26 protein-coding genes are annotated in these 26,960 nt (G+C 36.6%); 13 read left to right on the forward strand and 13 right to left on the reverse strand.

Translation table 11 applies throughout. From position 1 onward, the window contains the following. Nucleotides 1–228 precede the first annotated feature (228 nt). Complete coding sequence (locus Q4493_RS05105; protein WP_303449862.1) at nucleotides 229–1,113, reverse strand: LysR family transcriptional regulator; 885 nt, start codon at nucleotides 1,111–1,113, stop codon at nucleotides 229–231. Nucleotides 1,114–1,377: 264 nt separating this feature from the next. On the opposite strand from Q4493_RS05105, the gene Q4493_RS05110 reads away from it, so the two are divergent. Further along, on the forward strand, nucleotides 1,378–2,208 hold the full coding sequence (locus Q4493_RS05110; RefSeq protein ID WP_303449996.1) for a sulfite exporter TauE/SafE family protein: 831 nt from the start codon (nucleotides 1,378–1,380) through the stop codon (nucleotides 2,206–2,208). Between the two features lie 25 nt (nucleotides 2,209–2,233). On the opposite strand, the gene Q4493_RS05115 is transcribed toward Q4493_RS05110, so the two are convergent. Both Q4493_RS05115 and Q4493_RS05120 read right to left on the reverse strand, forming a co-directional pair. Further along, nucleotides 2,234–3,268 carry a methionine synthase gene (locus tag Q4493_RS05115; protein WP_303449999.1) on the reverse strand — a complete coding sequence of 345 codons (1,035 nt, stop codon included), beginning with the start codon at nucleotides 3,266–3,268 and terminating at the stop codon, nucleotides 2,234–2,236. Nucleotides 3,269–3,311: 43 nt separating this feature from the next. Then, entirely contained in the window at nucleotides 3,312–4,286 is a 975-nt protein-coding gene (locus Q4493_RS05120; RefSeq protein WP_303449863.1) for a DUF1852 domain-containing protein, read from the reverse strand. A gap of 856 nt (nucleotides 4,287–5,142) precedes the next feature. On the opposite strand from Q4493_RS05120, the gene Q4493_RS05125 reads away from it, so the two are divergent. Next, nucleotides 5,143–5,625: a DUF3016 domain-containing protein gene (locus Q4493_RS05125; protein WP_303449865.1), complete on the forward strand. Its 483-nt coding sequence runs from the start codon at nucleotides 5,143–5,145 to the stop codon at nucleotides 5,623–5,625. Nucleotides 5,626–5,722: 97 nt separating this feature from the next. Here the strand turns inward: Q4493_RS05125 and Q4493_RS05130 are convergent, their stop codons facing one another. Further along, entirely contained in the window at nucleotides 5,723–6,028 is a 306-nt protein-coding gene (locus tag Q4493_RS05130) for a hypothetical protein (protein ID WP_303449866.1), read from the reverse strand. 48 nt (nucleotides 6,029–6,076) lie between these two features. Further along, on the reverse strand, nucleotides 6,077–7,093 hold the full coding sequence (epmB, locus tag Q4493_RS05135) for an EF-P beta-lysylation protein EpmB (protein WP_303450002.1): 1,017 nt from the start codon (nucleotides 7,091–7,093) through the stop codon (nucleotides 6,077–6,079). 50 nt (nucleotides 7,094–7,143) lie between these two features. On the opposite strand from epmB, the gene efp reads away from it, so the two are divergent. Continuing rightward, nucleotides 7,144–7,713, forward strand: a complete 570-nt coding sequence (efp, locus tag Q4493_RS05140; protein ID WP_303449867.1) for an elongation factor P — start codon at nucleotides 7,144–7,146, stop codon at nucleotides 7,711–7,713. A gap of 170 nt (nucleotides 7,714–7,883) precedes the next feature. Here efp and Q4493_RS05145 read toward each other — a convergent pair whose 3' ends face one another. Beyond that, nucleotides 7,884–8,198, reverse strand: a complete 315-nt coding sequence (locus Q4493_RS05145) for a DUF4389 domain-containing protein (protein ID WP_303449868.1) — start codon at nucleotides 8,196–8,198, stop codon at nucleotides 7,884–7,886. 257 nt (nucleotides 8,199–8,455) lie between these two features. Next, nucleotides 8,456–10,771 carry a DPP IV N-terminal domain-containing protein gene (locus Q4493_RS05150; protein ID WP_303449869.1) on the reverse strand — a complete coding sequence of 772 codons (2,316 nt, stop codon included), beginning with the start codon at nucleotides 10,769–10,771 and terminating at the stop codon, nucleotides 8,456–8,458. A 189-nt stretch (nucleotides 10,772–10,960) separates the two neighbouring features. On the opposite strand from Q4493_RS05150, the gene Q4493_RS05155 reads away from it, so the two are divergent. The 10 genes from Q4493_RS05155 to alr all read left to right on the forward strand — a co-directional run bounded on the left by Q4493_RS05155 (nucleotide 10,961) and on the right by alr (nucleotide 20,836). Beyond that, nucleotides 10,961–11,905, forward strand: coding sequence for an ABC transporter ATP-binding protein (locus tag Q4493_RS05155; RefSeq protein ID WP_303449870.1), 945 nt, complete (start codon nucleotides 10,961–10,963; stop codon nucleotides 11,903–11,905). A 1-nt stretch (nucleotide 11,906) separates the two neighbouring features. Next, complete coding sequence (locus Q4493_RS05160) at nucleotides 11,907–12,680, forward strand: ABC transporter permease (RefSeq protein ID WP_303449871.1); 774 nt, start codon at nucleotides 11,907–11,909, stop codon at nucleotides 12,678–12,680. Nucleotides 12,681–12,706: 26 nt separating this feature from the next. After that, nucleotides 12,707–13,396, forward strand: coding sequence for a tRNA (guanosine(46)-N(7))-methyltransferase TrmB (locus tag Q4493_RS05165; protein WP_303449873.1), 690 nt, complete (start codon nucleotides 12,707–12,709; stop codon nucleotides 13,394–13,396). 487 nt (nucleotides 13,397–13,883) lie between these two features. After that, nucleotides 13,884–15,521 carry a pyridoxal-dependent aspartate 1-decarboxylase PanP gene (panP, locus tag Q4493_RS05170; protein ID WP_303449875.1) on the forward strand — a complete coding sequence of 546 codons (1,638 nt, stop codon included), beginning with the start codon at nucleotides 13,884–13,886 and terminating at the stop codon, nucleotides 15,519–15,521. 212 nt (nucleotides 15,522–15,733) lie between these two features. Then, the gene (locus Q4493_RS05175) at nucleotides 15,734–15,883 is read left to right on the forward strand and encodes a hypothetical protein (protein WP_303449877.1); all 150 of its coding nucleotides are present in this window, start codon (nucleotides 15,734–15,736) and stop codon (nucleotides 15,881–15,883) included. Nucleotides 15,884–16,081: 198 nt separating this feature from the next. Then, on the forward strand, nucleotides 16,082–16,657 hold the full coding sequence (locus Q4493_RS05180; protein WP_303449878.1) for an RNA polymerase sigma factor: 576 nt from the start codon (nucleotides 16,082–16,084) through the stop codon (nucleotides 16,655–16,657). Continuing rightward, nucleotides 16,654–17,163 carry a hypothetical protein gene (locus Q4493_RS05185; protein ID WP_303449879.1) on the forward strand — a complete coding sequence of 170 codons (510 nt, stop codon included), beginning with the start codon at nucleotides 16,654–16,656 and terminating at the stop codon, nucleotides 17,161–17,163. Before Q4493_RS05180 ends, Q4493_RS05185 begins: the two co-directional genes overlap by 4 nt. Nucleotides 17,164–17,178: 15 nt before the next feature. Then, nucleotides 17,179–18,126: a DUF4097 family beta strand repeat-containing protein gene (locus Q4493_RS05190; protein ID WP_303449880.1), complete on the forward strand. Its 948-nt coding sequence runs from the start codon at nucleotides 17,179–17,181 to the stop codon at nucleotides 18,124–18,126. A gap of 187 nt (nucleotides 18,127–18,313) precedes the next feature. After that, nucleotides 18,314–19,735, forward strand: coding sequence for a replicative DNA helicase (gene dnaB, locus Q4493_RS05195; RefSeq protein WP_303449881.1), 1,422 nt, complete (start codon nucleotides 18,314–18,316; stop codon nucleotides 19,733–19,735). Nucleotides 19,736–19,741: 6 nt separating this feature from the next. Then, on the forward strand, nucleotides 19,742–20,836 hold the full coding sequence (gene alr, locus Q4493_RS05200; RefSeq protein ID WP_303449883.1) for an alanine racemase: 1,095 nt from the start codon (nucleotides 19,742–19,744) through the stop codon (nucleotides 20,834–20,836). Nucleotides 20,837–20,844: 8 nt separating this feature from the next. On the opposite strand, the gene Q4493_RS05205 is transcribed toward alr, so the two are convergent. The 6 genes from Q4493_RS05205 to Q4493_RS05230 all read right to left on the reverse strand — a co-directional run bounded on the left by Q4493_RS05205 (nucleotide 20,845) and on the right by Q4493_RS05230 (nucleotide 26,886). Then, nucleotides 20,845–21,264 (reverse strand): secondary thiamine-phosphate synthase enzyme YjbQ, encoded by a 420-nt coding sequence (locus Q4493_RS05205; protein ID WP_303449885.1) that lies wholly within the window; start codon nucleotides 21,262–21,264, stop codon nucleotides 20,845–20,847. Between the two features lie 85 nt (nucleotides 21,265–21,349). Further along, on the reverse strand, nucleotides 21,350–21,814 hold the full coding sequence (locus tag Q4493_RS05210) for a chemotaxis protein CheX (RefSeq protein WP_303449886.1): 465 nt from the start codon (nucleotides 21,812–21,814) through the stop codon (nucleotides 21,350–21,352). A gap of 80 nt (nucleotides 21,815–21,894) precedes the next feature. Continuing rightward, a complete protein-coding gene (locus tag Q4493_RS05215; RefSeq protein ID WP_303449887.1) occupies nucleotides 21,895–22,392 on the reverse strand; it encodes a DUF6702 family protein in 498 nt (165 codons plus the stop codon). A gap of 2 nt (nucleotides 22,393–22,394) precedes the next feature. Then, on the reverse strand, nucleotides 22,395–24,734 hold the full coding sequence (locus Q4493_RS05220) for a M1 family metallopeptidase (RefSeq protein ID WP_303449888.1): 2,340 nt from the start codon (nucleotides 24,732–24,734) through the stop codon (nucleotides 22,395–22,397). Between the two features lie 129 nt (nucleotides 24,735–24,863). Then, nucleotides 24,864–25,307 (reverse strand): zinc uptake transcriptional repressor Zur, encoded by a 444-nt coding sequence (gene zur / locus Q4493_RS05225; RefSeq protein ID WP_303449890.1) that lies wholly within the window; start codon nucleotides 25,305–25,307, stop codon nucleotides 24,864–24,866. 82 nt (nucleotides 25,308–25,389) lie between these two features. Continuing rightward, nucleotides 25,390–26,886 carry a transporter substrate-binding domain-containing protein gene (locus tag Q4493_RS05230; RefSeq protein ID WP_303449892.1) on the reverse strand — a complete coding sequence of 499 codons (1,497 nt, stop codon included), beginning with the start codon at nucleotides 26,884–26,886 and terminating at the stop codon, nucleotides 25,390–25,392. Nucleotides 26,887–26,960: the final 74 nt, after the last annotated feature.

The raw sequence follows: 26,960 nt of genomic DNA on the forward strand, positions 1-26,960 counted from the left end.
CTCGTTTAAGAAACACTAGACGTCGTTGTGAAGTACCTTGTTCTAACATGATTTATTCGGCGCATAAATAGTATTAGCTACTTAACGCTTAACGATAAAAACCTGCTTCGGCAGGTTTTTTTGTTATTAAGAGAGCAAGAATATGTAAGAGATTATCTAGTCTAAATCGTTAAATACTGCGTTTCTTCATGACTTGTTTAAGAAACATTAAAATTCGTTATTTTTTGATCATTTTGTTTTTTTAGCTTGGGCAATAAAATCACTTAAATAATCAAGTTTTTGTTCGTCTTTACGTATACCGATGAATATTTGTTTATTAATTCCTTGCTCTCCAAAGCGAATACTTTTGATAGGCATTGATTTAGAGTATTCATCTACTAGCCAGCCGGGCAGAGCACAAATACCCCTGCCAGCGGCGACCATCTGTAGCATGATTTCCGTTGTTTCAATATATTTATGTTTCTTGACTGAACACTTTGCTGGGTTAAGAAATTGGCTAAAAATATCAAGTCTAAGTGGTTCTACAGGATAGCTAAATAGACTTTCATCGCTAAGTTGCTCCGGTAAGATAAAGTCTAGTTGTGCTAGTTTGTGAGATTGAGAAACGACGAGCCTATGCTCATATTCAAAAACGGGGATGTAATCTACTTTAGGAACAAAAAGTGGGTCAGGTGTAATAAGTACGTCTATTTCGTAACTAAGTAATGCCCCTAAAGCGCCAAACTGAAACTCTTGCTTCACATCCATATCAATGTCAGGCCAGTGCGCTAAATAAGGCTGTATTACTCTGAGTAGCCATTGATAACATGGATGACACTCCATGCCTATTCGTAATGCTCCCATCTCTCCTTTCGAAATTTGATTTAATAATAATTCCGTGTGTGAAAACTGCGGCAACACTCTGTCAGCAAGTGTTTGTATACGTTCACCTGCTGTTGTGAGACGTAAGCTTCGACCATCTTTTTTCCATAACTGAGTAGACAATTGCCCTTCTAGTTTTTTAATACTGTGACTTAACGCTGATTGAGATAAGTGTAACGAATTAGCCGCTTTAGTTAGGGTGCCATGCTCTTTAATTGCCGTGAATATTTCTAAATGAATCCTTTCTAACACCAGTAATCTCCTGTTTAATTTTTATTGATGAATTCTAATCATTAATTGATGAAGTTATATCATTTTTATTCATTGATTAAGTGTATTTATAATGAACTAAATAGTAACGAAAAATCATGAAAATAATTTCCCATTAGGTATGGCAAAAATTGTTTGCAGGTAACAATGACGTTGCCACTCTTTTAAAAGAGAGAACAACTGAGTTGCAAATTCTTGAGTACTAGAGACAAGCGGACTTTGTCGATGATTAAAACAAAAGTAGTAATGAATATCATAGAATTTATCATAAATAATTTATCATCCTTTTTGGCGATGGTTGCCACAGGAATATTTGCAGGAATTTTAGCCGGCTTGTTAGGAGTAGGAGGCGGTATTGTAATCGTCCCTGTACTATTTTTTGTCTTCCAGACCTTTGGTGTTTCACCAGATTCTGCAATGCTAATTGCTACCGCAACCTCGCTAGCCATCATCGTACCTACCTCTATTAGTTCTATTCGTTCGCACAATCAAAAAGGAAATGTTGATTTTGACCTCCTTAAGCGTTGGGCGGTATTTATTCTTATCGGTGTATTGGTTGGCAGTTGGTTAGTGACTCGTATTGAAGGCACTATGCTTACTACGTTATTTGGTATTATTGCCAGTTTATCAGCGCTTAATATGCTATTTAAAAATGGTCAATCGGCGTTATATCAACAATTGCCTGTACCAGCAGGACAAATTGTTATGGCGACATCCATTGGTTTTTTCAGTTCAATGGTAGGGATAGGCGGCGGCACTATTTCTGTACCACTGCTTACTTTATATAATTACCCCACGCATAAGGCCGTTGGTACAGCTGCAGCTATAGGATTAATCATTTCCTTACCAGGGGCGCTAACCCTGTTAGCATTTGGCAGCACACCCGTTGATGCTCCTGCGGGTACATTTGGCTTGGTTAACTTAATCGCTTTCATTTGTATTGTGCCACTAACGGTATTATTTGCACCTTTAGGAGTCTTTTTGGCAGCAAAATTAGACTCGGTTAAACTGAAAAAAATCTTTGCGCTTGTATTGTTATTTACGGGGCTAAGAATGTTGATGCAGCTTTTTTTATAAGTTTACGTCTGTTAGTTTTTGGCGTCTATGACGACGCCGATAGTTCTTTTCGGATTATCTCTGCGCCAGCACTTAACGCATTTAATTTACCATTGGCAACCTGACGAGGTAATGGAGCCATGCCACAGTTGGTGCACGGGTAGAGTTTATCCGCATCAACATACTTAAGCGCTTTTCGTAACGTATTGGCAACTTCCGCTGGGGTTTCAATATTATTGGTTGCTACATCAATCGCTCCAACCATCACTTTTTTACCTCGAACAAGTTCAAGTAGTTCAATTGGAACGTGCGAATTATGACACTCAAGCGAAATCCTATCGATAGTCGACTTTTGTAGCTTTGGCAAAATTTCTTCATATTGTCGCCATTCAGCGCCCAGCGTTTTTTTCCAATCTGTATTGGCTTTTATGCCATAGCCATAGCAAATATGGACAGCCGTTTCACATTTAAGCCCCTCAATGGCTCTCTCTAAACAAGCAATGCCCCAGTCATTAACCTCATCAAAAAACACGTTAAATGCAGGTTCATCAAATTGGATAATATTAACCCCCACTGACGCTAATTCTTTAGCTTCTTGATTGAGTATTTTAGCAAATTCCCATGCTAGCTTTTTACGACTTTTAAAATGGTCATCATAGAGAGTATCTATCATTGTCATTGGACCCGGTAACGTCCATTTAATTGGTTTATTGGTGTGTTGACGTAAAAATTTTGCCTCCTCAACAAAAACAGGTTTGGGTCGAGAAACTGCACCAACCACAGTAGGCACACTTGCATTATATCGGTCACGAATTTTAACGGTTTTTCGATTTTCAAAATCAACGCCAGTTAGGTGTTCAATAAAGGTAGTAACAAAGTGTTGGCGTGTTTGTTCACCGTCACTGACAATATCGATTCCCGCTTGATGTTGTTCATGTAATGACAGCAGTAGCGCATCTTGTTTGCCTTCTATTAATTCTTCCCCTTGCAGTTTCCAAGGCGACCAAAGGGTTTCTGGTTTTGCAAGCCACGAAGGCTTAGGTAAACTGCCTGCCGTTGAAGTAGGTAATAGTGTGTTTATAATAGGTGTGTTCATGGTAAATACTGCTTTCCCTTAGTGTTAATTAAAGTGCGTAATGAGCAGACCACTGCTCAAGCACTGTTTGATATGGCTTGATGAAGTGCTTTTCAGCAAATCTTCCTTGTTTAATCGACAACTTGTTACGCTCTTCTCGGTCATACACAATTTGAGTTATTGAGTGATCTTGGTTTTTTAAACTGGGTTGATAGCAATTTCCTGCAACCGCATTTGCATTATAAATTTCAGGTCGGTAAATTTTTTGAAACGTTTCCATCGTGCTGATAGTACTTATCAACTCAAGGTTACTGTAATCATTCAGTAAGTCGCCGAAGTAAAAGAAAGCCAAAGGCGCAACGCTATTCAGCGGCATAAAATAACGAACCTCTAAGCCCATTCTTTTGAAATATTTTTCTGTTAAAGAAGATTCGTTAGGTTGATATTCAACGCCTAATACAGGATGTTGGTTTTGAGTTCTATAATAAGTCTTGTTATCTGAAACACTTAAACAGATCACCGGTGGTTTTTTAAAATGCTGTTTATAAGTATCTGAATAAACAAAATGTTTAAAAAGCTTTCCATGAAGCACGCCAAAATTATCTGGAATGCTAAACTTGGATTGCCCTTTGTTATATTCACTAAGTAATACACTAAAATCATAATCTCGGACATACGATGAAAAATTATTGCCGACAATGCCTTCAATGCGTTCGTTTGTTTGGTGATCAACAATATTGGTTTTCAATACTTCAATTGATGGGAAAGCATGACCACTCCCCACAATATCCATATCAACTGAAATAATTTCAAGTTCAACACGATAACGATCGCCTTTGGGGTTATCCCAATACGCTAACGCATTAAAGCTATTGTCGATCATCTTTAAAGCGTTACTTAAGTTTTGTTGTCGGCATTCACCTCTGGCTAAATTAGCAAAGTTGGTGGTAATACGCGTACTTTCTGAAGGTTGATAGTTTTCATTAAGAAGCATGTTCTTAATAGTAAATGTAATATTTTTCATGGTGATCCGTTATCCAATTTTGTATAAAAAGCTCAAATCTATTTCTCTAATTAAACTTCTATTAGGGTCCTATTGATTTCACGCTAACAATTCCTCTAAGGGGGAGTGGTGATCTTGTCTAGCGTTCAGGTGTAGGTATTTTATACTTGATTAATTTTATGAATAAAAATGGTATTAATTCATCTAGCTATGAATTGTATTCATGGGTTTGTTGTTAAAAATGAACGGTTCAGTGTTTTGAAGGACGGATTGCTATGCATTGCTGTTTATTGTTTACCTATAATCGAATGTAAGTTCATAAGTAGATAAAATCAGATCGTTTAAATTAACCTTATATCAAATACACTCTATTGATAATTAAAGGTTTAGGGTGTTTTTTCACTGCTAGCCAAGAGATTTTTTCACTCAAAAAGTAATTAAATCGCTATGAAAGCAACGAATAAAACTTCCAAATTAAAGAGAAAATTATGCAATATCTAGATTTCCTGAAAACAAGGTGAGACGTTTTGATAGGGTGGCATTGGTAATAATACCAGGTTATCGATAATGAATACGTCAACATTGTAGAGCTTTAGGTAACTTTTATATCAGCATTTAACAAATGCGTTTTTAATTCATTTTATCAACTGCAGTATCATTAAGTATTAGGCGATTATTGGTATTAATAGAAACTTAAATGATTAATCGTAAATTGAAAATTTAAGTCTGAACAATAGAGTGTAATTAAATTATTCAAGCCAATTGCGTAAGGTATATTTTTCAGAGTATTAAATGGTGTACAATTAAATGGACCTTTTAGAGAGATATTCGGTCTACTAGATTAGTACTTTAGAAAAGTCATTAAAAGGAGAATAAGATGAAAAATTTGAGTGTGATCTTGATCGCAGTAAGTTCATTGTTTTTAACTTTTATATCGTCAGCAGCAACCAGTGAAGTGACGTGGTCGAATCCTGATAAATACCGAGATGTTGATGCGGGCAATGGCCACCGCGCAAAATTTAAAGCGCATGTTTTTGCTAACTTTGAAGAGCACTTTACTTCGTTAGCCCAAAAGCTACCTGAAGGACAAACATTATTCATTGATGTTCAAGATGTTGACTTAGCCGGTGATGTACATCAAAACATGCGAAGAATCCGTGTTATTAAAGATATATTTTTCCCGCGTATTAAGTTTTCGTATAAAGTGGTTGATAGTGGTAAAAACGAGCTGTCTTCAGGCGATGTTAACCTAAAAGATATGAGTTTTATGATGGGCTCAAATCTTCGTTATAATCAAGATAGTTTAGGTTATGAAAAAAGAATGTTAGATGGTTGGTTTGAAAAAACATTCTTACAATAAGCCAGTATTGCTCGACTGAGTTTGAGTCATCAATATAGCCATTAAAAGCCGAAAATAGTTTCGGCTTTTTTTATCAAAGCTGTGAAATTTTGTCGTTTTAAGCCGTATAACTTTGTTCAAAATTTCCTAAAACAGTAAAAAGCTGTTCAATTTTTTTCACCATGGCAATTAAGGTCGCTTGATCTGAGGTTTTTTGCCAAAACACTAAATCGTTTGCCACTTCTTCAACGTATGGTTGAAAGGTGTTGGCTGAGCAAGTAAAGCCAGCATCTTTTGTAAAAATAGCTTCAAAACCGGCTTGGTTCTTCTCACGTAAATCACTTAATGTCGCATCGGCGGCTAATGATTTTTTTAAGATGATAGAAACATTTTCTACCAATTGTTGACTTACTGTAGCACTCATAATTTTCAATCTTACCTAAAATATTAACTGATATTTTTAATCGCGCTATTATGCCAAATTGAACGGTGTTTTGTTAGCTTCACCTGCAATTTCTCTGACAACTTTTGGCATTAAAAAACCGGGTAAGGTTGCCATCATTTCTTTAATGATGATTTTTGCTGAGATGTCATCCGTATCAAAATGTGCAACACCTTGAACCTTATCAAATAAATGTAAATAGTAAGGTATGATGCCGTTATCAAATAATGTTTCGCTTAGTTGGCATAAATCTTTTGCATTATCGTTTACCGTTTTAAGTAAAACGCTTTGATTCAATAAAGGAATACGAGCGGCGCGAAGTGGCTCAATCGCTTTTATTACCTGTTGATCAATTTCATTTTTATGGTTGATATGAAAAACAACAGTTGGCTTTAAGCGGGTTTCACTAAGTAACCTCACTAAACCTTGAGTTATTCGCTGAGGGATAACTATCGCCATACGAGTATGAATGCGTAATCGTGTAATGTGAGGAATTTTTTCAAGTTTCTGTATTAGCCATGTTAAATGTTCATCACTGGCCATTAATGGGTCGCCACCACTAAAAATGACTTCATTAATTTCATGATGTTGCTCAATATAAGTTAACGCTTCCTGCCAACGTTGTTTGTTTGGGCTGTTATCTTGATAAGGAAAATGACGACGAAAACAGTAACGGCAATTAATAGCACATCCCGCTTTTACGATCATTAATACTCGGTGCTTGTATTTATGTAATAAACCTTCAGCGACAGAGTCATGCTCTTCTAAGGGATCATGAGTAAAACCGTCAGTAGTAATAAACTCATTAGATAATGGCATGACTTGTTTTAACAAAGGATCATTAATATCGCCTTTTTTCATGCGTGCGATAAATGGTTGAGGCACTCTAACCGGAAATAATTTTCGGGCATTAAAGTGCGCGCGGTAATTTTCTGGGCATATATTGACAGCTTCCAGTAGCTTTTCTGGATCAGTAACCACATTTGATAATTCTTTTTGCCAAGAAGTGTGCAAATTATCGTGAATTTGAGGTATTATTTGCGGCATTTCTATTTTCAACATTTAACTCTCTGCGTTAATAAAAAGAGAACACTCTTATGGCGAACTACAGTACTAATCAGTTCAAAAACGGTCTTAAACTTATGATCGATGGCGAACCATGTAACATTTTAGATAACGAAATTGTAAAACCGGGTAAAGGCCAAGCGTTTAACCGTGTAAAAATCCGTAAACTTATTTCAGGCAAAGTGCTTGAAAAAACATTTAAATCGGGCGATTCATGTGAAGGCGCCGATGTGATGGATTCTGAACTTGGTTATTTATATGCCGATGGCGAGTTTTGGCATTTTATGAATAATGACACTTTTGAGCAAGTGGCAGCTGACGAAAAAGCGATTGGTGATAATGCAAAATGGTTAGTTGAAGGAGATCTTTGTACGATTACCTTCTGGAATGGTAATCCTATTTCGGTAGATCCACCTAATTTTGTTGAAATTGAAATCACTGAAACAGATCCTGGCCTTAAAGGTGACACGGCTGGTACAGGTGGCAAACCAGCTACTTTGGCTACAGGTGCGGTTATTCGAGTTCCATTATTTGTTCAAATTGGTGAAGTAGTAAAAGTAGATACACGTACGGGTGACTACGTTTCACGCGCGAGTAAATAATATTTTTACTGGTTAAAAGCTTTGATAACTTCGTTTTTGTTGCACTCGCATAAGAAACACTATGCGTCGATTACAATGCCTTGTTCTGAAATATTTTTACTGCGTAAAAGTGCTTAATGATATTTTTTGAAAAGCTCACTCAATAGTGAGCTTTTTTGTTTTAAGTCTATTTAACTTCTTGAGGAATATTTATACACAGATTTATCTTCTGGCCAACCGCTTAAAGGGAAAGGGTAAGTGTCTGAGTTAGCGGTTAAAAACTCGTTAATTTGGTAGATGTAATTGTTTAAGTTTTTACCTAGTAATTTTAATCCTGAATTTGGTTTTCTTGTTAATAGCAACGAGAAAAATTGGAATATTGCGATAAGTGTGATGATAAAACGTGCAAAACCGCCAATAAATCCGAATAAAATCATAAATATACCGCGCATCCATACACTCGTGTTTTTCCAGTTTTTAGTTGTCGTGGAATTTATATCTCGCATTGTTACCTCTTTGCATATTTTTTCGTTTAATAAATACAGTGCAAAAACAAAACCATTTATTTTCTTTCTAATTTTCAATAGATTATGTTTTTCCTGTTCATCAAGCGATGTTAAATAAACTAATTCTCAGTACATTTGACCATTTATTTATTGTTTGTTGATGAAACTATCCGATAACTGCAGACTGAGCTTAAACGGTTATCCATAAAAAAGCCTGCAAATGCAGGCTTTCGATAACAATCATATAAAAACAAAAGTTATTGAGTTTTTCTATTTTTTAAATAGCGATCAAAGTATTCGGTTTTCATGCCTTGTAAATGAAGGGTAGTACCTTTGCCTTCCCGTAAACTGTGAGAACGATTTGGGTATGACATAAATTGAAATTGCTTATTGTGCTTCACAAGTTCATTGATCAATCTTTCTGAGCCTTGATAATGCACATTATCGTCACCGGTACCATGAATTAATAATAAGTTGCCTTGTAAGTTTTTAGCATGGGTAATTGGTGAGCCTTGCTTATAGCCTTCTTCATTATCCGCTAAAATACCAGAGTATCGTTCTTGATAAATAGTATCGTATAAGCGCTGATCAGGTACTGGCGCTAATGCAATACCAACATGATATTGTTCTGGGTAACGGAACATCATATTTAAGGTCATCGACCCACCACCTGAATGTCCCCAAATTCCGACTCTGTCGGTATCAATATACTTCCAACGTTGCGCCATGGCCTTTAATGCGTCGGATTGATCACGTGATGATAATACGCCAACTGCGCCATATACTTGTTTACGCCACTCTCTACCTTTTGGTGCGCGAGTACCGCGATTATCGATTGACGCAACGATATAGCCTTGCTCCGTCAACATTTGATCCCATAAATATGAGCTGCCACGCCATTTGTCTTGTACTGTTTGTCCCCACGCTTCACCATAAACGTAGAAGATAATAGGATATTTCTTACTCGCATCGAAGTTCGCTGGGCGCATAATATAGCCATCAAGCACTAATCCGTCTTGTGCTTCAACTTGAAAAAACTCATGTTGAGGTTGGGCTAAAGTGGCGAGTTTATCAATCAGCTGTTTGTTGTCCATCATCATATGTTTTTCTTGATGGCCTTCAAGTTTTACTAAGCGTTTTTGTGTTGGTTGCGTAAAGGTAGAATGAGAATGGATCGCCCATTGACCATCATCAGACATTTGATAACTGTTATTTCCGGCAAAGCTTTCTGGAGTTATTTGTTGATTAACAACTGATGCATCTAATTTACTTCTGAATAAATAACGTTGACCAATATCTTGTGGAGAGGCAATGTAATATAACCAGCCGCCTTTTTCATCGACTGCTTGCAAGCTAACGGTATCGAACTCACCAGGCGTTAAATCTAGTTTTGTTTTACCATCGCGAGAAATACTATAAAAGTGTCTCCAACCTGACGTTTCGCTGGTCCAAATAAAATTATCGCCGTTGTTTATCCATTTCGCGTCAGTAATGCCATCTAAGAAATGCTCATCTTTTTCAGTGTAAATTTTATTCACTTTACCCGTTGAAGCATTTGCTAAATAAAGTGCATTTCTGTCTTGCTTGCGGTTAAGGTGCTGAATAAGTATTTCTTCACTATTACCAGACCAGTTCATGCGTGGAATATACATTTCACGTGAATTGTTTGGCAGATCAGCCCAGGTTGTTTTTTGTGTGGATAAGTCAACCACGCCAATTTTAGCTAATGCATTTGTTTCGCCTACTTTAGGGTATGGAAATGTCACTAAAGTTGGGTATAACTCGTCGGTATTGTTGATCATGTGAAAGTCTTTACTGCCACTGGTATCTAACTGCCAATAAGCAATTTTTTCACCGTTAGGACTCCAACGGAAACCGTCACGAATGCCAAATTCTTCTTCATAAACCCAATCAAATAGTCCGTTAATGATACCGTTACCTGCATCATGAGTTAATTGAGTGATTTTTGTTGAGGCTAAATTTTCGAGATAAATGTTATTGTCTACCACATAAGCAACTTTTGTGGCACCAGGAGAAAACTTTGCAAACATCAATGAACTTGCTTTAACGCTTTCACCGCCTAATTGTTTTAAAGTGTGATTAGCTAAATTTAAAACCCAGTAATCACCACGGCTGTTAGAGCGCCATACTTTTTTGCTATTCGTATAGATGAGCAATTGTTTACGATCGTCTGACCAAATGTAGTTGTCAATCGATAACGGTTTTTCTGCACCTTCTGGCGTTAATTGTTCAGCACTCACTAATACTTTTCGAGCCAATGTTTCAGGATCATAAACGACAATATCTTTGCCAATACTTTGCTCTTTGCCATTATCATCAGCTTTTGTGGTTGCTGATTTTTCTATGGCAGTATAGCCACTACCATCAGCTAACCAACGAATTCTACCAATGCTTTCTGAGCTAAATTCTCTATCTTTATAAATACGTTCAAGTGTTAACGGATTAGTTAAAGCAGTATTTTCGTTGTTATTTGTATGTGTGCTTTGACAGGCGGTTAATGCTGTAAACATTACGGTTCCAACAAACCACAGTTTTATTGTTGTGCGTTGCATAGTGTTTTCCTTTTTTGAAGGACGACACTTTAAATTGTATACAATATGTTGGCAATGCTTTTTGTCGCAAAAGATTAATTATTGCCTTAAATATAATTGGATTAATATTGGCACAAGACATTGAATTTTTGAATTATCCCCCCCATTAAATGAAGATTAATTGGCTCACATGGTTTAATGGTTATTGATATGCAAAATGCGTTAGATATTTCTGGGTTGAAAAAAGTATATAAAGGCGGTTTTCAAGCCTTAAAAGGAATTGATTTAACCGTGAAACAGGGGGACTTCTTTGCGTTGTTAGGTCCCAATGGTGCAGGTAAATCTACAACTATCGGTGTTATCACCTCGTTAGTGAATAAAACTGCAGGTCAAGTGAAGGTGTATGGTCATGATATTGATCACGAACTTGAAGACGCTAAAAGTTTTATTGGTTTAGTTCCTCAAGAATTCAATTTTAATCAATTTGAATCTTTAATGAGAATCTTGGTGAATCAAGCCGGTTATTATGGCGTTGAACGTAGTGTTGCTCATGAAAGAGCGGAAAAATATTTAAAACAATTAGATCTTTGGGATAAGCGTAATGATGCAGCCAGAATGCTATCTGGTGGAATGAAACGTCGGTTAATGATCGCCCGAGCATTAATGCATGAGCCTAAAATGCTCATTCTTGACGAACCGACTGCCGGGGTTGATATTGAGCTGCGTCGCTCGATGTGGGATTTTTTACGTGAGCTCAACAGCCAAGGAATTACCATAATATTAACCACGCATTACTTAGAAGAAGCAGAAATGCTTTGTCGTAATATCGCGATAATTGATTCTGGTATTATTGTTGAAAACACCGATATGAAATCGTTATTAGCAAAACTAGACGTAGAAACCATTGTGCTTGATTTAAGTATTGGCGGCGCAGAGCCCAAATTAAACGATTTTTGTTATCGAATTATTGATGATCATACCATTGAGGTCGATATTAAAAAATCGCAGCGAATTAATGATGTATTTAGCCAGTTAACTGAGCAAAATATCAATGTATTAAGTTTACGTAACAAAAGTAATCGCCTTGAAGAATTATTTGTCAGTATCATAGGTACGGGCGCTAGTAGCGAAAAACAAACACAAGGAGCGCAATAATATGTCCTCGGCAAGAAATATGATCGCGCTAAAGAGTATCTTACATAAAGAAGTTCACCGCTTTATGCGGATTTGGGTGCAAACCTTAGTGCCGCCGGCAATCACGATCAGTTTGTATTTTGTGATTTTTGGTGAGTTAATTGGTTCTCGCATTGGTCAAATGGGCGGCTTTGATTATATGTCGTTTATTGTTCCAGGTTTGATCATGATGAGTGTGATCACTAACTCTTATTCCAATGTTGCTTCTTCGTTTTTTAGTGCTAAATGGCAACGAAATGTCGAAGAAATGCTTGTTGCACCTGTCCCAAACTGGGTGATTGTTGCGGGTTATGTTGGCGGAGGCATGTGCCGTGGCATTCTAGTGGGCTGTATTGTCACGCTGATTTCATTATTATTTACGGAAATTCAAGTGCATAATATTTGGATCATTATTGTGACCGTTGCGCTAACGTCAGCGACTTTTGCCTTAGGTGGTTTAATTAACGCTATTTTTGCCGGTAGTTTTGATGATATATCGATTATTCCTACGTTTATATTAACGCCGCTCACCTATTTAGGTGGTGTGTTTTATTCAATTACGCTGTTACCTGATTTTTGGCAAGGTGTTTCTCAAGCCAACCCCATTGTTTATATGGTAAATGCATTCAGGTATGGTTTTCTTGGTATTTCAGATGTTAGTTTAGTGGCTGCTTTTTCTGTGCTAACCGGTTTTATTATTACTCTTTTTGTTATAGCTATGACGTTAATAACAAAGGGTATTGGTTTACGAAGTTAATTACTTTAATCATTTAAGAATATATTGTGACAGATAACAACAAGCCATTAGGTGACTCAAAAGCAATTGTAACTAATCAGCCAGGCATACATGAAAAGCTAGCTGAAATAGTACAAAAACATCTTACACACCCTTCGAAAAAGCCTTTTCAGGCGCATACTTTAGAAGCGTTTGAGCTAGCTAATAGCCGAGTGTTAGCACACCAAGGTGAAGTGATTTTAGATTCTTGTTGTGGCGTTGGACAAAGTACACGATTGTTGGCGAAACAAAATCCGCAAGCGTTAGTTATTGGTGTTGATAAATCCGCACACCGAATTGAGCGTAATGACGAAGAATTAACGGCTACAACAAACACACATGGCATTGATAATTTTATGTTAGTTCGCGCTGATCTAAATGATTTTTATCGATTAGTTAAACAGGCGAAGTGGCCGGTATCTCAACATTATATTCTTTATCCTAATCCTTGGCCGAAAGCTAAACATATACAACGACGATGGCATGGCAGTGCGGTTTTTCCTGAAATTATAGCCATAGGTAAAGAAATCGTTTTAAGAAGTAATTGGCGGTTATATTTAGAAGAATTTCAGTTTTCAGCTGAAATTTCTGGAAGATCTGGCATCATCAGTCAAGTAAAGGATAATCAACCTTTAACCCCGTTTGAGGCTAAATATCAATTAAGTGGGCAAGTGTGTTGGCAGTTAACGATTAAATAAACGGCTTAACAGCTGGTTTTCCACATTTGTGCATGCCTGTAATAACCTTGCAAGAATGAATTTTGCTTTCTTTAATTCACTCAATAATTTCTTGCGAAAAATGCTAATAATTAGTGGTTATTTTCACTAAAAAGTAGTAATAAATTTCAACTGTTTATTCTTGGGATTGCTAAGGATAAATTAAAAACCAAGTTAAAACAATGGATTATGATTTTGGCTTGTTACTTGAATAGTGCTTGGTAAGTTTAATTAAAGGAAGATTCAAAATGACTTACAATATTAAAAAAAATGTATTAATGATGGCCTTAAGTAGTTTAGCAATCGTTGAGTTAGGTTTTGTTTATTTAGCGACATTGGTTGCTTAATTACCATAAAAGCCAAATGCATCGATGAAAATACAAGACATTTGACGTAAATTTTATTAAAGTGCCGCACTTATAACATTATTATCGCTTGCATTAGTTCAAGCTGTGAACAGTGAATAAGTATGACGGGTAGCAAAAGAAAAGCTCAGGCAACTCAAGAGTCTTTGCATCGAATTTTTACCATACCAGAAGCGCCAAATTCTACATTAGGGCGTATAGAAAAAGAGATCTCACAAAACTTAGCGGGTTTTCTTGGTAATCATATCGCAGCGAAAGAACAAGCGTTGTCTGAAATAGAAAAAGATTTCGATTGCTCTAAAATTCCAGAACAACCAACGTTTGTGTCTGATCACATGCACCACTTATTAGATAAATTGGTGTCGCAATCTGTTCATACTTCCAGTCCAAGTTTTATTGGTCATATGACCTCAGCCTTACCTTACTTTATTCTCCCGTTATCAAAGCTAATGGTCGGCTTAAATCAAAACCTTGTTAAAATTGAAACCTCGAAAGCTTTTACGCCATTAGAGCGTCAAGTGCTAGGTATGTTGCACCGTTTAGTGTATCAAAATGATGATAAATTTTATGATACTTGGATGCACAGCGCCAACCATTCGTTAGGTGCATTTTGTTCTGGCGGCACGGTCGCTAACATAACTGCACTTTGGGTAGCTCGTAATAACTTACTAAAACCGGATGGAAAATTTAAAGGTGTTGCTCGAGAAGGAATCTTTCAGGCACTCAAACATTATCAATATGATGGCCTTGCTATTTTAGTGTCAAGCCGTGGTCATTATTCCTTAAAGAAATCAGCAGATATCTTAGGCTTAGGTCAAGACAGCGTCATTGCGATACCTACCGACTCAAACAATAAAATTAATTGTCAAAAACTTAAAGATAAGTGTGAAGAACTTGCCGCTAAAAATATACGGGTGCTAAGTATTGTTGGTGTTGCAGGCACTACTGAAACAGGAAACATTGACCCGTTAACTGAAATGGCGCAAATTGCTCAACAGTATGACTGCCATTTCCATGTTGATGCAGCGTGGGGTGGGGCTACGTTACTTTCAGAAAAGTATCGTCCTTTATTACAAGGCATTGAACTGGCTGATTCTGTCACTATTGATGCGCATAAACAAATGTACGTTCCTATGGGAGCGGGATTAGTGGTTTTTAAAAATCCGGCATCAGTTGCCTCAATTGAACATCATGCGGAATATATTTTACGTAAAGGTTCAAAAGATTTAGGCTCTCATACCTTAGAAGGTTCTCGACCAGGAATGGCAATGTTAGTTTATGCTAGCTTACACGTTATCAGTCGCCCTGGTTATGAGCTATTAATTAACCAAAGTATTGATAAAGCTAATTATTTTGCTGGCATAATTGAACAACATCCTGACTTTGAATTGATCACAAAACCAGAGTTATGTTTACTAACTTATCGATATAACCCTAAAGTGGTTCAAGAATTTCTATCGCAAGCAGATGATGAAAGTCAAGATGCAGTGAATAGTTTATTGGATATGCTCACCAAATTTATTCAAAAGCGCCAACGTGAAAATGGTAAATCTTTTGTATCTCGTACTCGTATTGAAGTACAAAAGTATCGCGGACGAAAAACATTAGTATTTCGCGTAGTTCTTGCAAATCCTTTAACATCGAAAGATATTTTAGAGGATATTTTGATTGAACAGAGCGAACTTGCTCAAGAAAGTCACACCTTCTTACCAAAATTAATCAGTCTATCTAATAAAAAGTAACGATATTTTATTTATTTTTTAGAGAATTTTCATCGATACTCCATATAGCAATGTATGGAGTAAGTTTTTGATTTTTAAAATATTTTAGCTATCTCCCCACTGCTAGAAATGAAACTTTTGTTTTCTTTTCGCAACATAAATCTTTCGATGTTCTTTCATTGTGAAAGTTATTGTGTAATAATTCAGTTGTGGTTACATTTTTCGGGAGCAGTATGATGCATAGTGGAGAAACTAAGATGCCAGAAGTCATTGAAGAAAATAAAACTGAAGAGTCGTCAATAGAGCAGCAGTTACTTGCCGCACAGAAAGAAATAGATGATCTAAAAATTCAACTTATGTGGTTAGAACGTCCTTACGAGTAAGTTCTAAACTCAAAATACGAAAACCGAAAGTTTAATCGCTTTCGGTTTTTTTATGCGTGCGTTATTTTGAATGTACGAAAAAGCAGGGTATTATTTTTTATAAATTCACCTACTAAAAAATATTTACATCTATTTAAACCCTAAACCTGCATACTGCATCTAAGTTAATAGTTATCAATATTTTTGAGAAATCATTGTTTGGATAAGTCTAAAGTCATCGATGCCAAAGAGTTGTTCGTTGCTGATCATGAGAATGAAATAATCACTCGTGCTCAACAAGGTGATCAGCAAGCTTTTCATCAATTATATGAAATTTATCACCGTCGCATATTTGCGTTGTGTTGGCGTATGCTCGCTGATAAAGATAGTGCTGAAGATGTTTGCCAAGAAGTATTTGTACAACTTTGGCAAAAAATAAGTCATTTTCGTGGTGAGAGCAAATTTGCGACATGGCTACATAGTGTTGCTACAAATATTGTTTTAGGGCACTTACGGAAACAAAAAAATTGGTTACAACGTATTTTTAGCATTGAAGAGCAAACGGTAGTAGAAGCCAGCGTTGAGTTAATTGACGATACCATTTCCTCAGCGTTGGATGTAAAGATTCAACAATTGCCTGAACGAGCGCGATTAGTTTTTGTGTTATTTGCTGTTGAAGGATATCGACATGAAGAAATTGCCAAAATGCTAAATATGGCAGTGGGCTCTAGTAAGTCACAATATCATCGAGCAAGAAATTTATTAAGAGAATCATTAAGTGAGTCATTAGTATGAGAAAGAATATTTCAGATGCAACACTTGACGAACAAGTGGAACAATTACCTAAAGAAATGTCGCCCAAGCGTGATCTTTGGCTTGGTATTGAAAAAGCGATAGCTGTTTCACCTCAACTATCGAATGATACATACCCGTCGAAAACTAAAAGTGTTCACTTAGCTTGGGCTGCTTCAGTAGTAGCTGCTGTGTTATTGACCTGGTTTTCTTTTGCTCCTCAAATGGAACCATCGCTAAGTAATATTAATGTAGCGAGTGTGATGAAGAAAAATTTTGAACAACAAAAAAAATTAATGCTGACGAGTTTTGGTCAACCGGAATTAACAAAATTGTCTCCAGAAATGCAACTGCAACTTGAAGAGCTTTCAGCTGCCAGAGGAGCAATTGATAAAGCATTAGAAAATGATCCTAACAATAGTGAGTTATTAAACTTATTACGTTGGACACAAAAACAAGAGTTAGAGCTGATCAAACAGCTATATAGCCCCCAATGGCAAACTATCTAGTAGTAGGAAAAAATTATGCGAAATATTATAAACATGTGTGCTATCGCGTTAACCGCCTTTTCGTTACAAACTATCGCAGGGGAACAAGTCGATAAAAGCCTTGCTGTGGACGGTGCAACAAATATTAGTGTTGAAAACCTAAGAGGAAAAGTAAAAATTGTCGGTTGGAATAAAGATGAAGTTGCTGTTGTGGGTGAAATAGACGACAAAGCAGAACGCTTTATTTTTGAAAAAGATGGTGCCTTTATTAAAGTCAAAGTGGTGATGCCGCATCATATGAAAAGTAGTTGGCATGAAAAAGGCTCTAACTTAGTGATTAATGTTCCAACAAAACTACGTTTAGACTTTCAGGGAGTTTCAACGGATGTCATTGTTGAAGGATTGGCTAAAAGTACTGAAGTAAAAACGGTTAGTGGGAATATCGAATTAGACGCTTTGTCAGAGTTGATTGAAGTTTCTTCAGTAAGCGGCGATATCACAAGTAAACATTTATCAGGAAAAATAAACCTTTCATCAGTTAGTGGCGATATTGATGATGAAAAGTCGGCGGGTCGAATCTCCTTAAAAGCGGTAAGCGGTCATTTAAAAACAAGTACTCAAGCGACTGAAGTTTTTGTAAATACAGTGTCTGGAGATATAGACATGAACTTGGATAAAGTTGATGAATTGCTTATTTCAACCGTTAGCGGTGATGTTGAAGGCGAATTATCATTAAATGACAATGGATTGATTAAAATGTCGAGTGTTAGTGGCGATATCAGTTTAGGTTTTACTAATGACGTACAGGCCAGTTTTAGAATGAAATCGAATGCAGGTGGTGATTTAGTGAATAAAATTACCAATGATAAAGCCAAACACGCTAAGTATGGCCCTAGTTCGAAGCTGTATTTTTCAACAGGAAATGGCAAAGCGTCAGTAAAAGCAAGCACCGTAAGCGGCCGCCTTAAAGTCTTTAAAAAATAGTCTTATAACTTAATTTATTTTAACATTCAGACTAGCAAACAATGGCTAGCCTGAATGTTTAACCATTTAGCAATATTCACCAAACCAGCTTTACTTAACCTTCATTACTAATACATAATAAGCACTTTCATAATCCTTAGAATATTGCGGTGTATCCGTTAGTTTGATTTGGTAAACAGGTATTAAAATGGCCGACCGTAAGCCCTTCAATTTTTCAAAAGATAAAAAAAGCTTTACTCATGATGCGCAAGTTGAAGAGTTAAAAGTTCCGCCTCATTCTCTTGAAGCAGAACAATCTGTTTTAGGAGGGTTGCTCCTTGATAATGAAGCCTGGGATCGTGTTGGCGAAAAAGTTGTCGCGCAAGATTTTTATAGTCGTTCACATCGTATTGTTTACGAGACGATTGGAGCATTAATCGAACTAGGTGAACCTGTTGATTTAATTACTTTGTCGGAAGCGTTAGAAAACGACCAAAAATTAGAAGATGCCGGTGGTTTTGTTTATTTAGCTGAAATGATGAAAAACACGCCAAGTGCTGCCAATATCACTGCCTACGCTGATATTGTTCGAGAGCGTGCGGTAACGCGTGAAATGATCAGTGTCGCGAATGAAATTGCTGAAGCGGGCTTTGATACACAAGGACGAAGTAGTGCTGAATTACTTGATTTAGCAGAAACCAAAGTGTTTGCCATTGCCGAGCAAAGAGCCAATAAATCAGAAGGTCCTGAAAACCTTAATTCTGTTCTCGAAAAAACGGTAGATCGCATTGAAAAGCTCTGTGCGACACCTTCAAGCGGTGTTACTGGCGTATCGAGTGGTTTTGCTGATTTAGATAAAATGACGGCAGGATTTCAAAAGTCAGATTTAATTATTGTCGCCGCTCGTCCTTCAATGGGTAAAACTACCTTTGCAATGAACTTAGCTGAATATGCAGCGATGACCGAAGAGTATCCTGCGGTAATCTTTAGTTTAGAGATGCCGTCAGAGCAAATTATGATGAGGATGCTAGCGTCATTAGGCCGCATTGATCAAACGAAAATACGTACAGGTCAATTAGGTGATGAAGATTGGGCAAGGCTTTCATCTACCATGGGACTTTTAATTGATAAAGGCAAAATGTATATCGATGATGCGGCGGGCTTAACACCGACTGAAGTTCGTTCTCGGTGCCGAAGAATTCACCGTGATCATGGTGGAATTAGTATGATCATGATCGATTATTTGCAATTAATGAGAGCTCCTCAGTTTTCAGACAACCGTACTTTAGAAATTGCCGAAATTTCGCGTTCATTAAAAGCGCTTGCTAAAGAATTGCAAGTACCCGTTATTGCACTTTCACAGCTAAACCGTGGCCTTGAGCAACGTTCTGATAAAAGACCCATTAACTCAGATTTACGTGAATCAGGTTCAATAGAGCAAGATGCTGATTTAATTATGTTCATTTATCGTGATGAAGTTTATCACGACGACTCTGAGTTTAAAGGTATGGCAGAAATCATCATAGGTAAACAACGTAACGGTCCTATAGGTAGAGTACCTTTGACATTCCAAGGCCAATTTTCTCGTTTTGACAATTATGCTGGGTCTCACGTATTAGACGAAGATTAAACGCAAATGACTCTAAGAACGGCAACGGCAGTTATTGATTTACAAGCATTAATCAGTAATTTTTGTTACATCAAAAAAAAATCACCACAAGGTAAAGTTTTAGCTGTGTTAAAGGCAAATGCCTATGGTCATGGCTTGGCTCGTATTGCCAGCGCATTGTCAGCGTCAACATATCAAGCAGATGCTTTTGGCGTTGCACGTCTTGATGAAGCGTTAGCATTAAGAAATGCTGGTATCACAAAGCCGATTGTTTTACTCGAAGGCTTTTTTGAGCATACCGACCTTGATGTTATTGCTGAATATGATCTGCAAACGATTATTCATAACCAAGAACAACTCTCAATATTATGCTCGGCAAATGTAGCGAAACCCATCCAAGTTTGGTTGAAAATCGATACGGGGATGCATCGTTTAGGGATAGCGCCTGAGGATTTAAACACTTTTTATACTCAGTTAAATCAAAGTAAAAACGTTGACACTGATATTATTTTAATGAGTCATCTTAGTTGTGCGGATAATGCTGAGAGTCAATCAACACCCAATCAAATCGCTTTATTTAATAAAGTAACAAACGGTTTGTATAATAGTAAAAGTATGGCTAACTCTGCCGGTATTTGTTTATGGCCAGAAAGTCACTTTCAATGGATACGTCCAGGTTTAATGTTATATGGCGTTTCTCCGATACAAGAACCACGGTTAGCCAATCAGCCTGCACTACAACCTGTGATGACGCTGCAATCAAGTCTTATTTCGATAAGAAACATTGCTAAAGGAGAGAAGGTTGGTTACGGAGGGGCTTGGCAAGCTACGCATGATACTACTATTGGCGTGATTGCTATTGGCTATGGTGATGGTTATCCAAGACATGCGGAAAATGGTACGCCCGTTTTAATAAATGGTCGTATTGTGCCTTTGATTGGCCGAGTATCTATGGACATGATCTCTGTGGATCTAGGGAAGAATGCTCAAGATAATATTGGTGATATTGCGACATTATGGGGTAAAGGTCTACCGGTAGAAAAAGTTGCACAGTGTGCAACGACAATTCCTTATGAGCTATTATGTAATATTAGCCGTCGTGTTCAAGTAACGGTAAAATAACGTCCCCATTACTCACCATTAATGGTGGCGACTATGGTTCTTTTGCTTGGATGATTTCTATGTTCTCCTAAGTAAATGCCTTGCCAGATCCCTAAATTTAATTTGCCTTGGCTGATAGGCATTGATAAATGGCTTCCTAAAATACTTGATTTGATATGGGCAGGCATATCGTCAGGCCCTTCATAGGTATGCTGATAATATGGTGCGTTTTCAGGAACATAATGATTAAAATGAGATTCCATATCACTGCGTACAGTTGGATCGGCATTTTCGTTTATGGTCAGTGAAGCAGATGAATGCTTAATAAATAAGTGTAATATGCCAATATTTAAGGCTTTTATCTCGGGTAAGTTAGCTAATATTTTATCTGTAACTAAATGAAATCCCCGACTTGGAGCTGTTAAGCTCAATTCTTTTTGTAACCACATATAAAATTTTCTCTTTTTTATTAGGGCAAAAATCCAGACAATAAAAAAGCCTCATAAAGAGGCTTTGTGTGTATATCAGAAACCGTTATTTATCGAAACTAAATTCAATATAGGCTTTACCATGAGGAGAATTCAGCGGAATAATAACAATAGGTCCATCGGCTTTATGCTTAATCGTATGGTTTGAGCCTGACACTACCATAGGAGTAGCCATATCAAATTCAATGCCTTTTTCACTAAGCATTCGTTTAGCACCACCGGTTACCATATTAGTTATTTCACCAACCAAGTCGGTAATTTCCTCGTTTACTTCATCAGGACCTTCGCCGACCATTCCTTTCATGGTTGCTATTGCTAGAGGGGCATCAAAAGTAATGGATAATGAGCCTTTGGTTTGTTCGCTAACCATGCCTATGAGGCCAGAAACATCACCCATAGCCACTTCATCTTTCTTCAATTTTGGCTTTTCTGGTGTTAATTCCATTTGTGCCATGGTTGACATGACATTCAGCATTGAAGATAAAAACGGGTTAATAAACTCTACATTCATGAAGATTCTCAAAGCCTTTTTTTATACTAGTATCCTGATTTTGCACGCTAAATAGCAAAATGTAAATCAATGAATACTAATTATTGTTTTTCGATAATAGCAACGTTGTTTGATTCTGTAAAAGTTAAACTACCTTTTAATACAGAGTCTTGATAATTCACAGTATTTACTTGTTTGATGTAAGTATCGACGAGTAAATCATTTTTTACCACTATTCCGGCTAATTTATTTTTAAATGGCGCCTCTTGGTAGATAATAACCTTGCCTTTAATTAGCTCTAATCCTAACCAAGTTAATTCAATTTTCTTTTGATTAACATTGAGTTGGAAGTGATTATCGAAGTAGTTTTTTATATATAAGTCGTACTTTGGGTGCTCAGGAGAAAAATGTTCTTGCTTTTGTTCCGCAATGGCATTTTCTAGATCATGAGCTGTAAATTGGTGAATAATTTCTATTGTTTGATTTTTTGAGTTAACAGAAAGCTCTGTTAACCCAAAAAAGTATTTATGGGCAAAGGAGAATGTCCCATACCCAATTAACATCAAAACCAAGAAAGTTTGATATGTTGTTTTAAACATTTTTACTTATCTTCTTTTTTAGCATTTTTTTCTGTTTTTAGTTCAACATTATAATCGCGCATCATATCTTGTTGCTTGCGTTTGTATAATTCGAATCGAGATTTTATTGGACGAGCTGGCCAATAATTATTGTTTACGTTTACATCAGCTGTTTCCCAATTTGGATCTAAAGCGATTGCCGTAATTTCTTTATCACGAATAAATAGTTTAGATACCTTTTCTGAATTCTTGCGCCATATTTCGGCAGGAATGCGGACATGTTCTATTTCACCGTCTGCATAAGTGATATCTAATAAAATAGGCATTACAAGCCCGCCTTTATTTTTGAAATCAACAATATAGAAGTTGCGATCGTCAACAAGCAGCTCTTTTTCCCATTCTTTCAGTTTTTTCTGACTAGTGTTATAGCTATTTCGTTTCGCATTGGTAGCGGTGAACTTATCGTGTTCATTATAGAAATCTAATAACTCAGGTCGGCCATTTACACGTAAATCATGACCTTTGTTACGTAAATCAGATATGAAAGTAGGTTTTTCATTCTCTAATGCGCGTTCCCAAGCTTCTTCAACGTCAGGATTTTGGCTATTTGGTCTGTATAAATGTATATCGCCAAGTGCAAGATCAACATGATCAGTTGTGTAGAACCAACCACGCCAATACCAGTCTAAATCAATCGCTGATGCATCTTCCATGGTGCGAAAAAAGTCTGCAGGAGTAGGGCGTTTAAATTTCCATCGCTGTGCATATTCTTTAAATGCAAAGTCGAATAACTCACGACCCATAATAGTTTCACGCAAGATATTAAGGGCCGTTGCTGGTTTACCGTATGCATTATTACCAAACTGTAAAATTGATTCAGAGTTGGTCATAATTGGGACTTGATTATCACTTTTCATATAGCTAGTAATATTTGCAGCATGACCACGGCGTGAAGGATAGTTTTCTTCCCACGCTTGTTCAGCTAAAAATTGTAGAAAAGTATTTAAACCTTCATCCATCCATGTCCATTGACGCTCGTCAGAGTTTACAATCATAGGGAAATAGTTATGTCCTACTTCATGAATGATAACGCCAATTAAGCCGTATTTTGTGCGACGAGAATAGGTTTTCTCACCAGTTTCTTCATTTAAAGTAGGGCGATAGCCATTAAAGGTGATCATTGGATATTCCATACCACCAATTGGTCCATGTACTGAAATAGACACAGGGTACGGATAATCAAAAGTATATTTACTGTATTGCTCCATTGTGTGGATCACAGCTTCAGTCGAGTAGCGACCCCATAATGGATTACCTTCATTAGGGTAAAAAGACATTGCCATAGTATCTGTGCCACCTGCTTTATAGCCCTGAGCATCCCAGATAAATTTACGGCTTGATGCAAAGGCAAAATCACGTACATTTTTTGCTTTGAAGTGCCATGTTTTCGTTTTATTTGAACGTGACTTTTCGTTTTCTAGCGCTTCTTCGGGCGTAACAATCATGACTGGCTTATTTGCCGTTTCAGCTTTATCTAAACGTTTGCGCTGTGTTTTTGTTAATACTTTTTTTGAATTTTGCAAAACACCTGTTGCTGCAACAATATGATCAGCAGGAACGGTTATTTCAACATCATAATCACCGAATTCAAGTGCGAATTCTCCATTACCTAAAAACTGCTTATTTTGCCAACCCATTGCATCGTAATATGCCGCGGCGCGAGGAAACCATTGCGCAATTTCATACAGATAATTGTCATCTTTTTCAAAGTATTCATAACCTGAGCGACCACCAAGAACTTTTTGTTCGTGTAATTGGTAATCCCAATCGATATTGATTTCAACAGTATCGCCGTGTTTTAGTGGTGTAGATAAGTCGACACGCATCATCGTATTATTGATAGTGTGAGCCATTGGCTTTCCATTTGAAGCCGTAACTTTGGTGATATTATAACCGCCATCAAATGCATCTGACTCAACAACATTACGCATACCACGGTAAGTAGTTTTACTATTTGGCGCAGTGCGAGTTAAGTTAGTGTTAGAGTTTCTTTTAAGACGATTTTGATCAAGTTGAATCCATATATAACGTAACGTATCAGGAGAGTTGTTTGTATACTTGATACTTTCTGAGCCAGTAAGTCGTTGAGTTTTATCATCGATCGCAATATCGATGTTGTAATCCACCTTTTGTTGCCAGTATTGATGACCTGGAGCACCTGAGGCTGTTCTGTAAGTGTTCGGTGTTGGTAGATTCTCTTCTAATTGACGAAATTTATCATCACTTATTGAGCTTTTAGCAAACACATTACCCGAAGCGGCAACTGCTAAGCACAATAAAGCTAGTTTTATTGAGGCTTTCATATTTTTCCTAGTAAGGTTTTTTATATTGTATAATTTGAGGAACGTTTCTTTATATCATTTTTTTAAAATTGTGTTTAGAGTACATGTTCAATAACTGCGATGAATGGTATAAAAAATAAGACTAAGAGTTTAGAGGGAGGCTTGGCAGGTTTGACAAGCACCGTGAGCTTCTATTATTTGATGACTGATAGTAAAGCCTTTTTGCGTCGCCATTTCTTTTAAAGCGATATCAAAATCATTCGATTGAATTTCTTCAACATGGCCACAATCATCGCAAATGAGTAATTGTACGGGGTGATTACAATCACCAAAATGATGGCACATTACAAAGGCATTAATTGACTCTATTTTATGAACAAAGCCTTGCTGACTTAAAAAATCTAATGCTCGATATATAGTGGCGGGTTTAGCAGAAGGATCGGTAATTTTTAACTCATCGAGTAAATCATAAGCACCTATAGCATTGGTATGTTGAGATAACAGCTTAAATACCTGCTCTCTCGTTGTGGTAAATCTTACCCCGCGTTTAAGACAATAATTTTTTGCTTTTTCGAGTAGTTTGTCTTCGTTCATGATTCTAAATTTTGTCGATTTTCTTTAGTCTAACATAGTCAATAATATCAATATAGTTTCTGATTTTATGAGCGTTAAAAATTTAATGATAAGGCTCTTCATATGAAAATATTTCACGAAAGTAGCGTTTGAACTCAGCGCGTTTATCCTGGTTTATTTCACTGGAAAGTACGTTAAATAAAGTGCCACTTCTTCCTAAATTTTCAATACTTTGATTAAAGCGATTGATAAATATGTCGTTAGTTTTAGTTTTTGTACACATCATATAACCAACCGAATAAGGCTTACCTCCTTCAATAGTGTATGAATAAAGCTTTTGATTACTAATATTTGGCCAATGAAGATTCACATATTGTGGATATTCAATTAAATAGTCAAAACGGTCATGATTGAAAATGGCAAGAATACTGTTTAATTTTGCAGGGATTTCTATCACTTGTTTGCGTTTTAAATCGGCTAATTGTTGATCTATTTTTTCTCCGAAACTTCGCCCTAAAACCAGCCCTATTTTATGTTCTGGATTATCTACGAAAAGTTGACGAAGATTAACTTGATTATTGGTATTTGTTGGTAAGGGTGTTTTTGAGTATAACTGCAAGCCTAAATATATGGCAAAAGGATCACTAAACTGGAAGTGTTTTTCACGTTCTTCCGTTTTAAGCATGTCGCAATAGCATAGGTTATCTTGATTTGCGCTTTGCTCTATATTTGAGTAATCATGTACCATTTTAAATTCAAAATCGTACTCATTTAGCTGATCAAAGAGTAAATTGATATTATTGCTAAGCGTTTGATTAACTTTCTGTATTTGACTTTTTTGACCTCTAAGTAAATTGACTTCATCGGTTAAAATTATCATTTTTTCTTTGTTTTCTTGGAAGGAATCAAGTTCTGATTTTTCGTATAACCCTGCATATAATGTTTTAAGTTTTCCAGAGCTACGCAATTCAGACATTTTCTTATCATAAGTATTTGCTAATTTTTGACCATATTGATTTTTTTGAAATGCAACATACAGATGTCTAGAGGGTAATAACTCAAAATGCTTAAATTTTCGAGCAAGCGATAAAGGAACGTTACTAAGATAATCAATAAAGGTATCAATACGTTTATTGGCTAATAAGGTAAAGCCTTCTTGAGCAGAATTTACTAGATATGGGTTGGGAGTTTCAGAGATAAAACGTTCAAAGTGGAAACCTCTAACCCACGAGTTAGTTAAATTGGATAGATTATTGATATGTGCTGTTTTTTCATCTTCAGCGCGATAAAAAACAATGATAGGGTCGTCTGTATCTATGTACCATTTAGGTAAAATGGCATGTTTAACATCTTCTCTAAATATACCTACTAATATGTCTAACTTTTGATCGTTGAAAGACTTGAGACCGCGATGATAACTTTCTATGTTTATCTCAATATTTTCAGCACCATATATTTCTTTCAACACTTTGAAATAAATACCACTGCCATCATGTTCTGTTACATCAGCCCAAGCGTCAGCACCTACTCTTATTTTATCTGCATGAGCAAAAAAAATAAAAAGTGAGATAAAACTAGCAATAAATTTCAAAATGTCCATATCCCTATAAATTTAATAAACAACTACTATTAAAGTAGCTTAAAAGTAATGTCATACCAAGGAGGGGGGAATAT

It is taken from the genome of Colwellia sp. 1_MG-2023 (assembly GCF_030546755.1).
Classification (GTDB): Bacteria; Pseudomonadota; Gammaproteobacteria; order Enterobacterales; family Alteromonadaceae; genus Thalassotalea_H.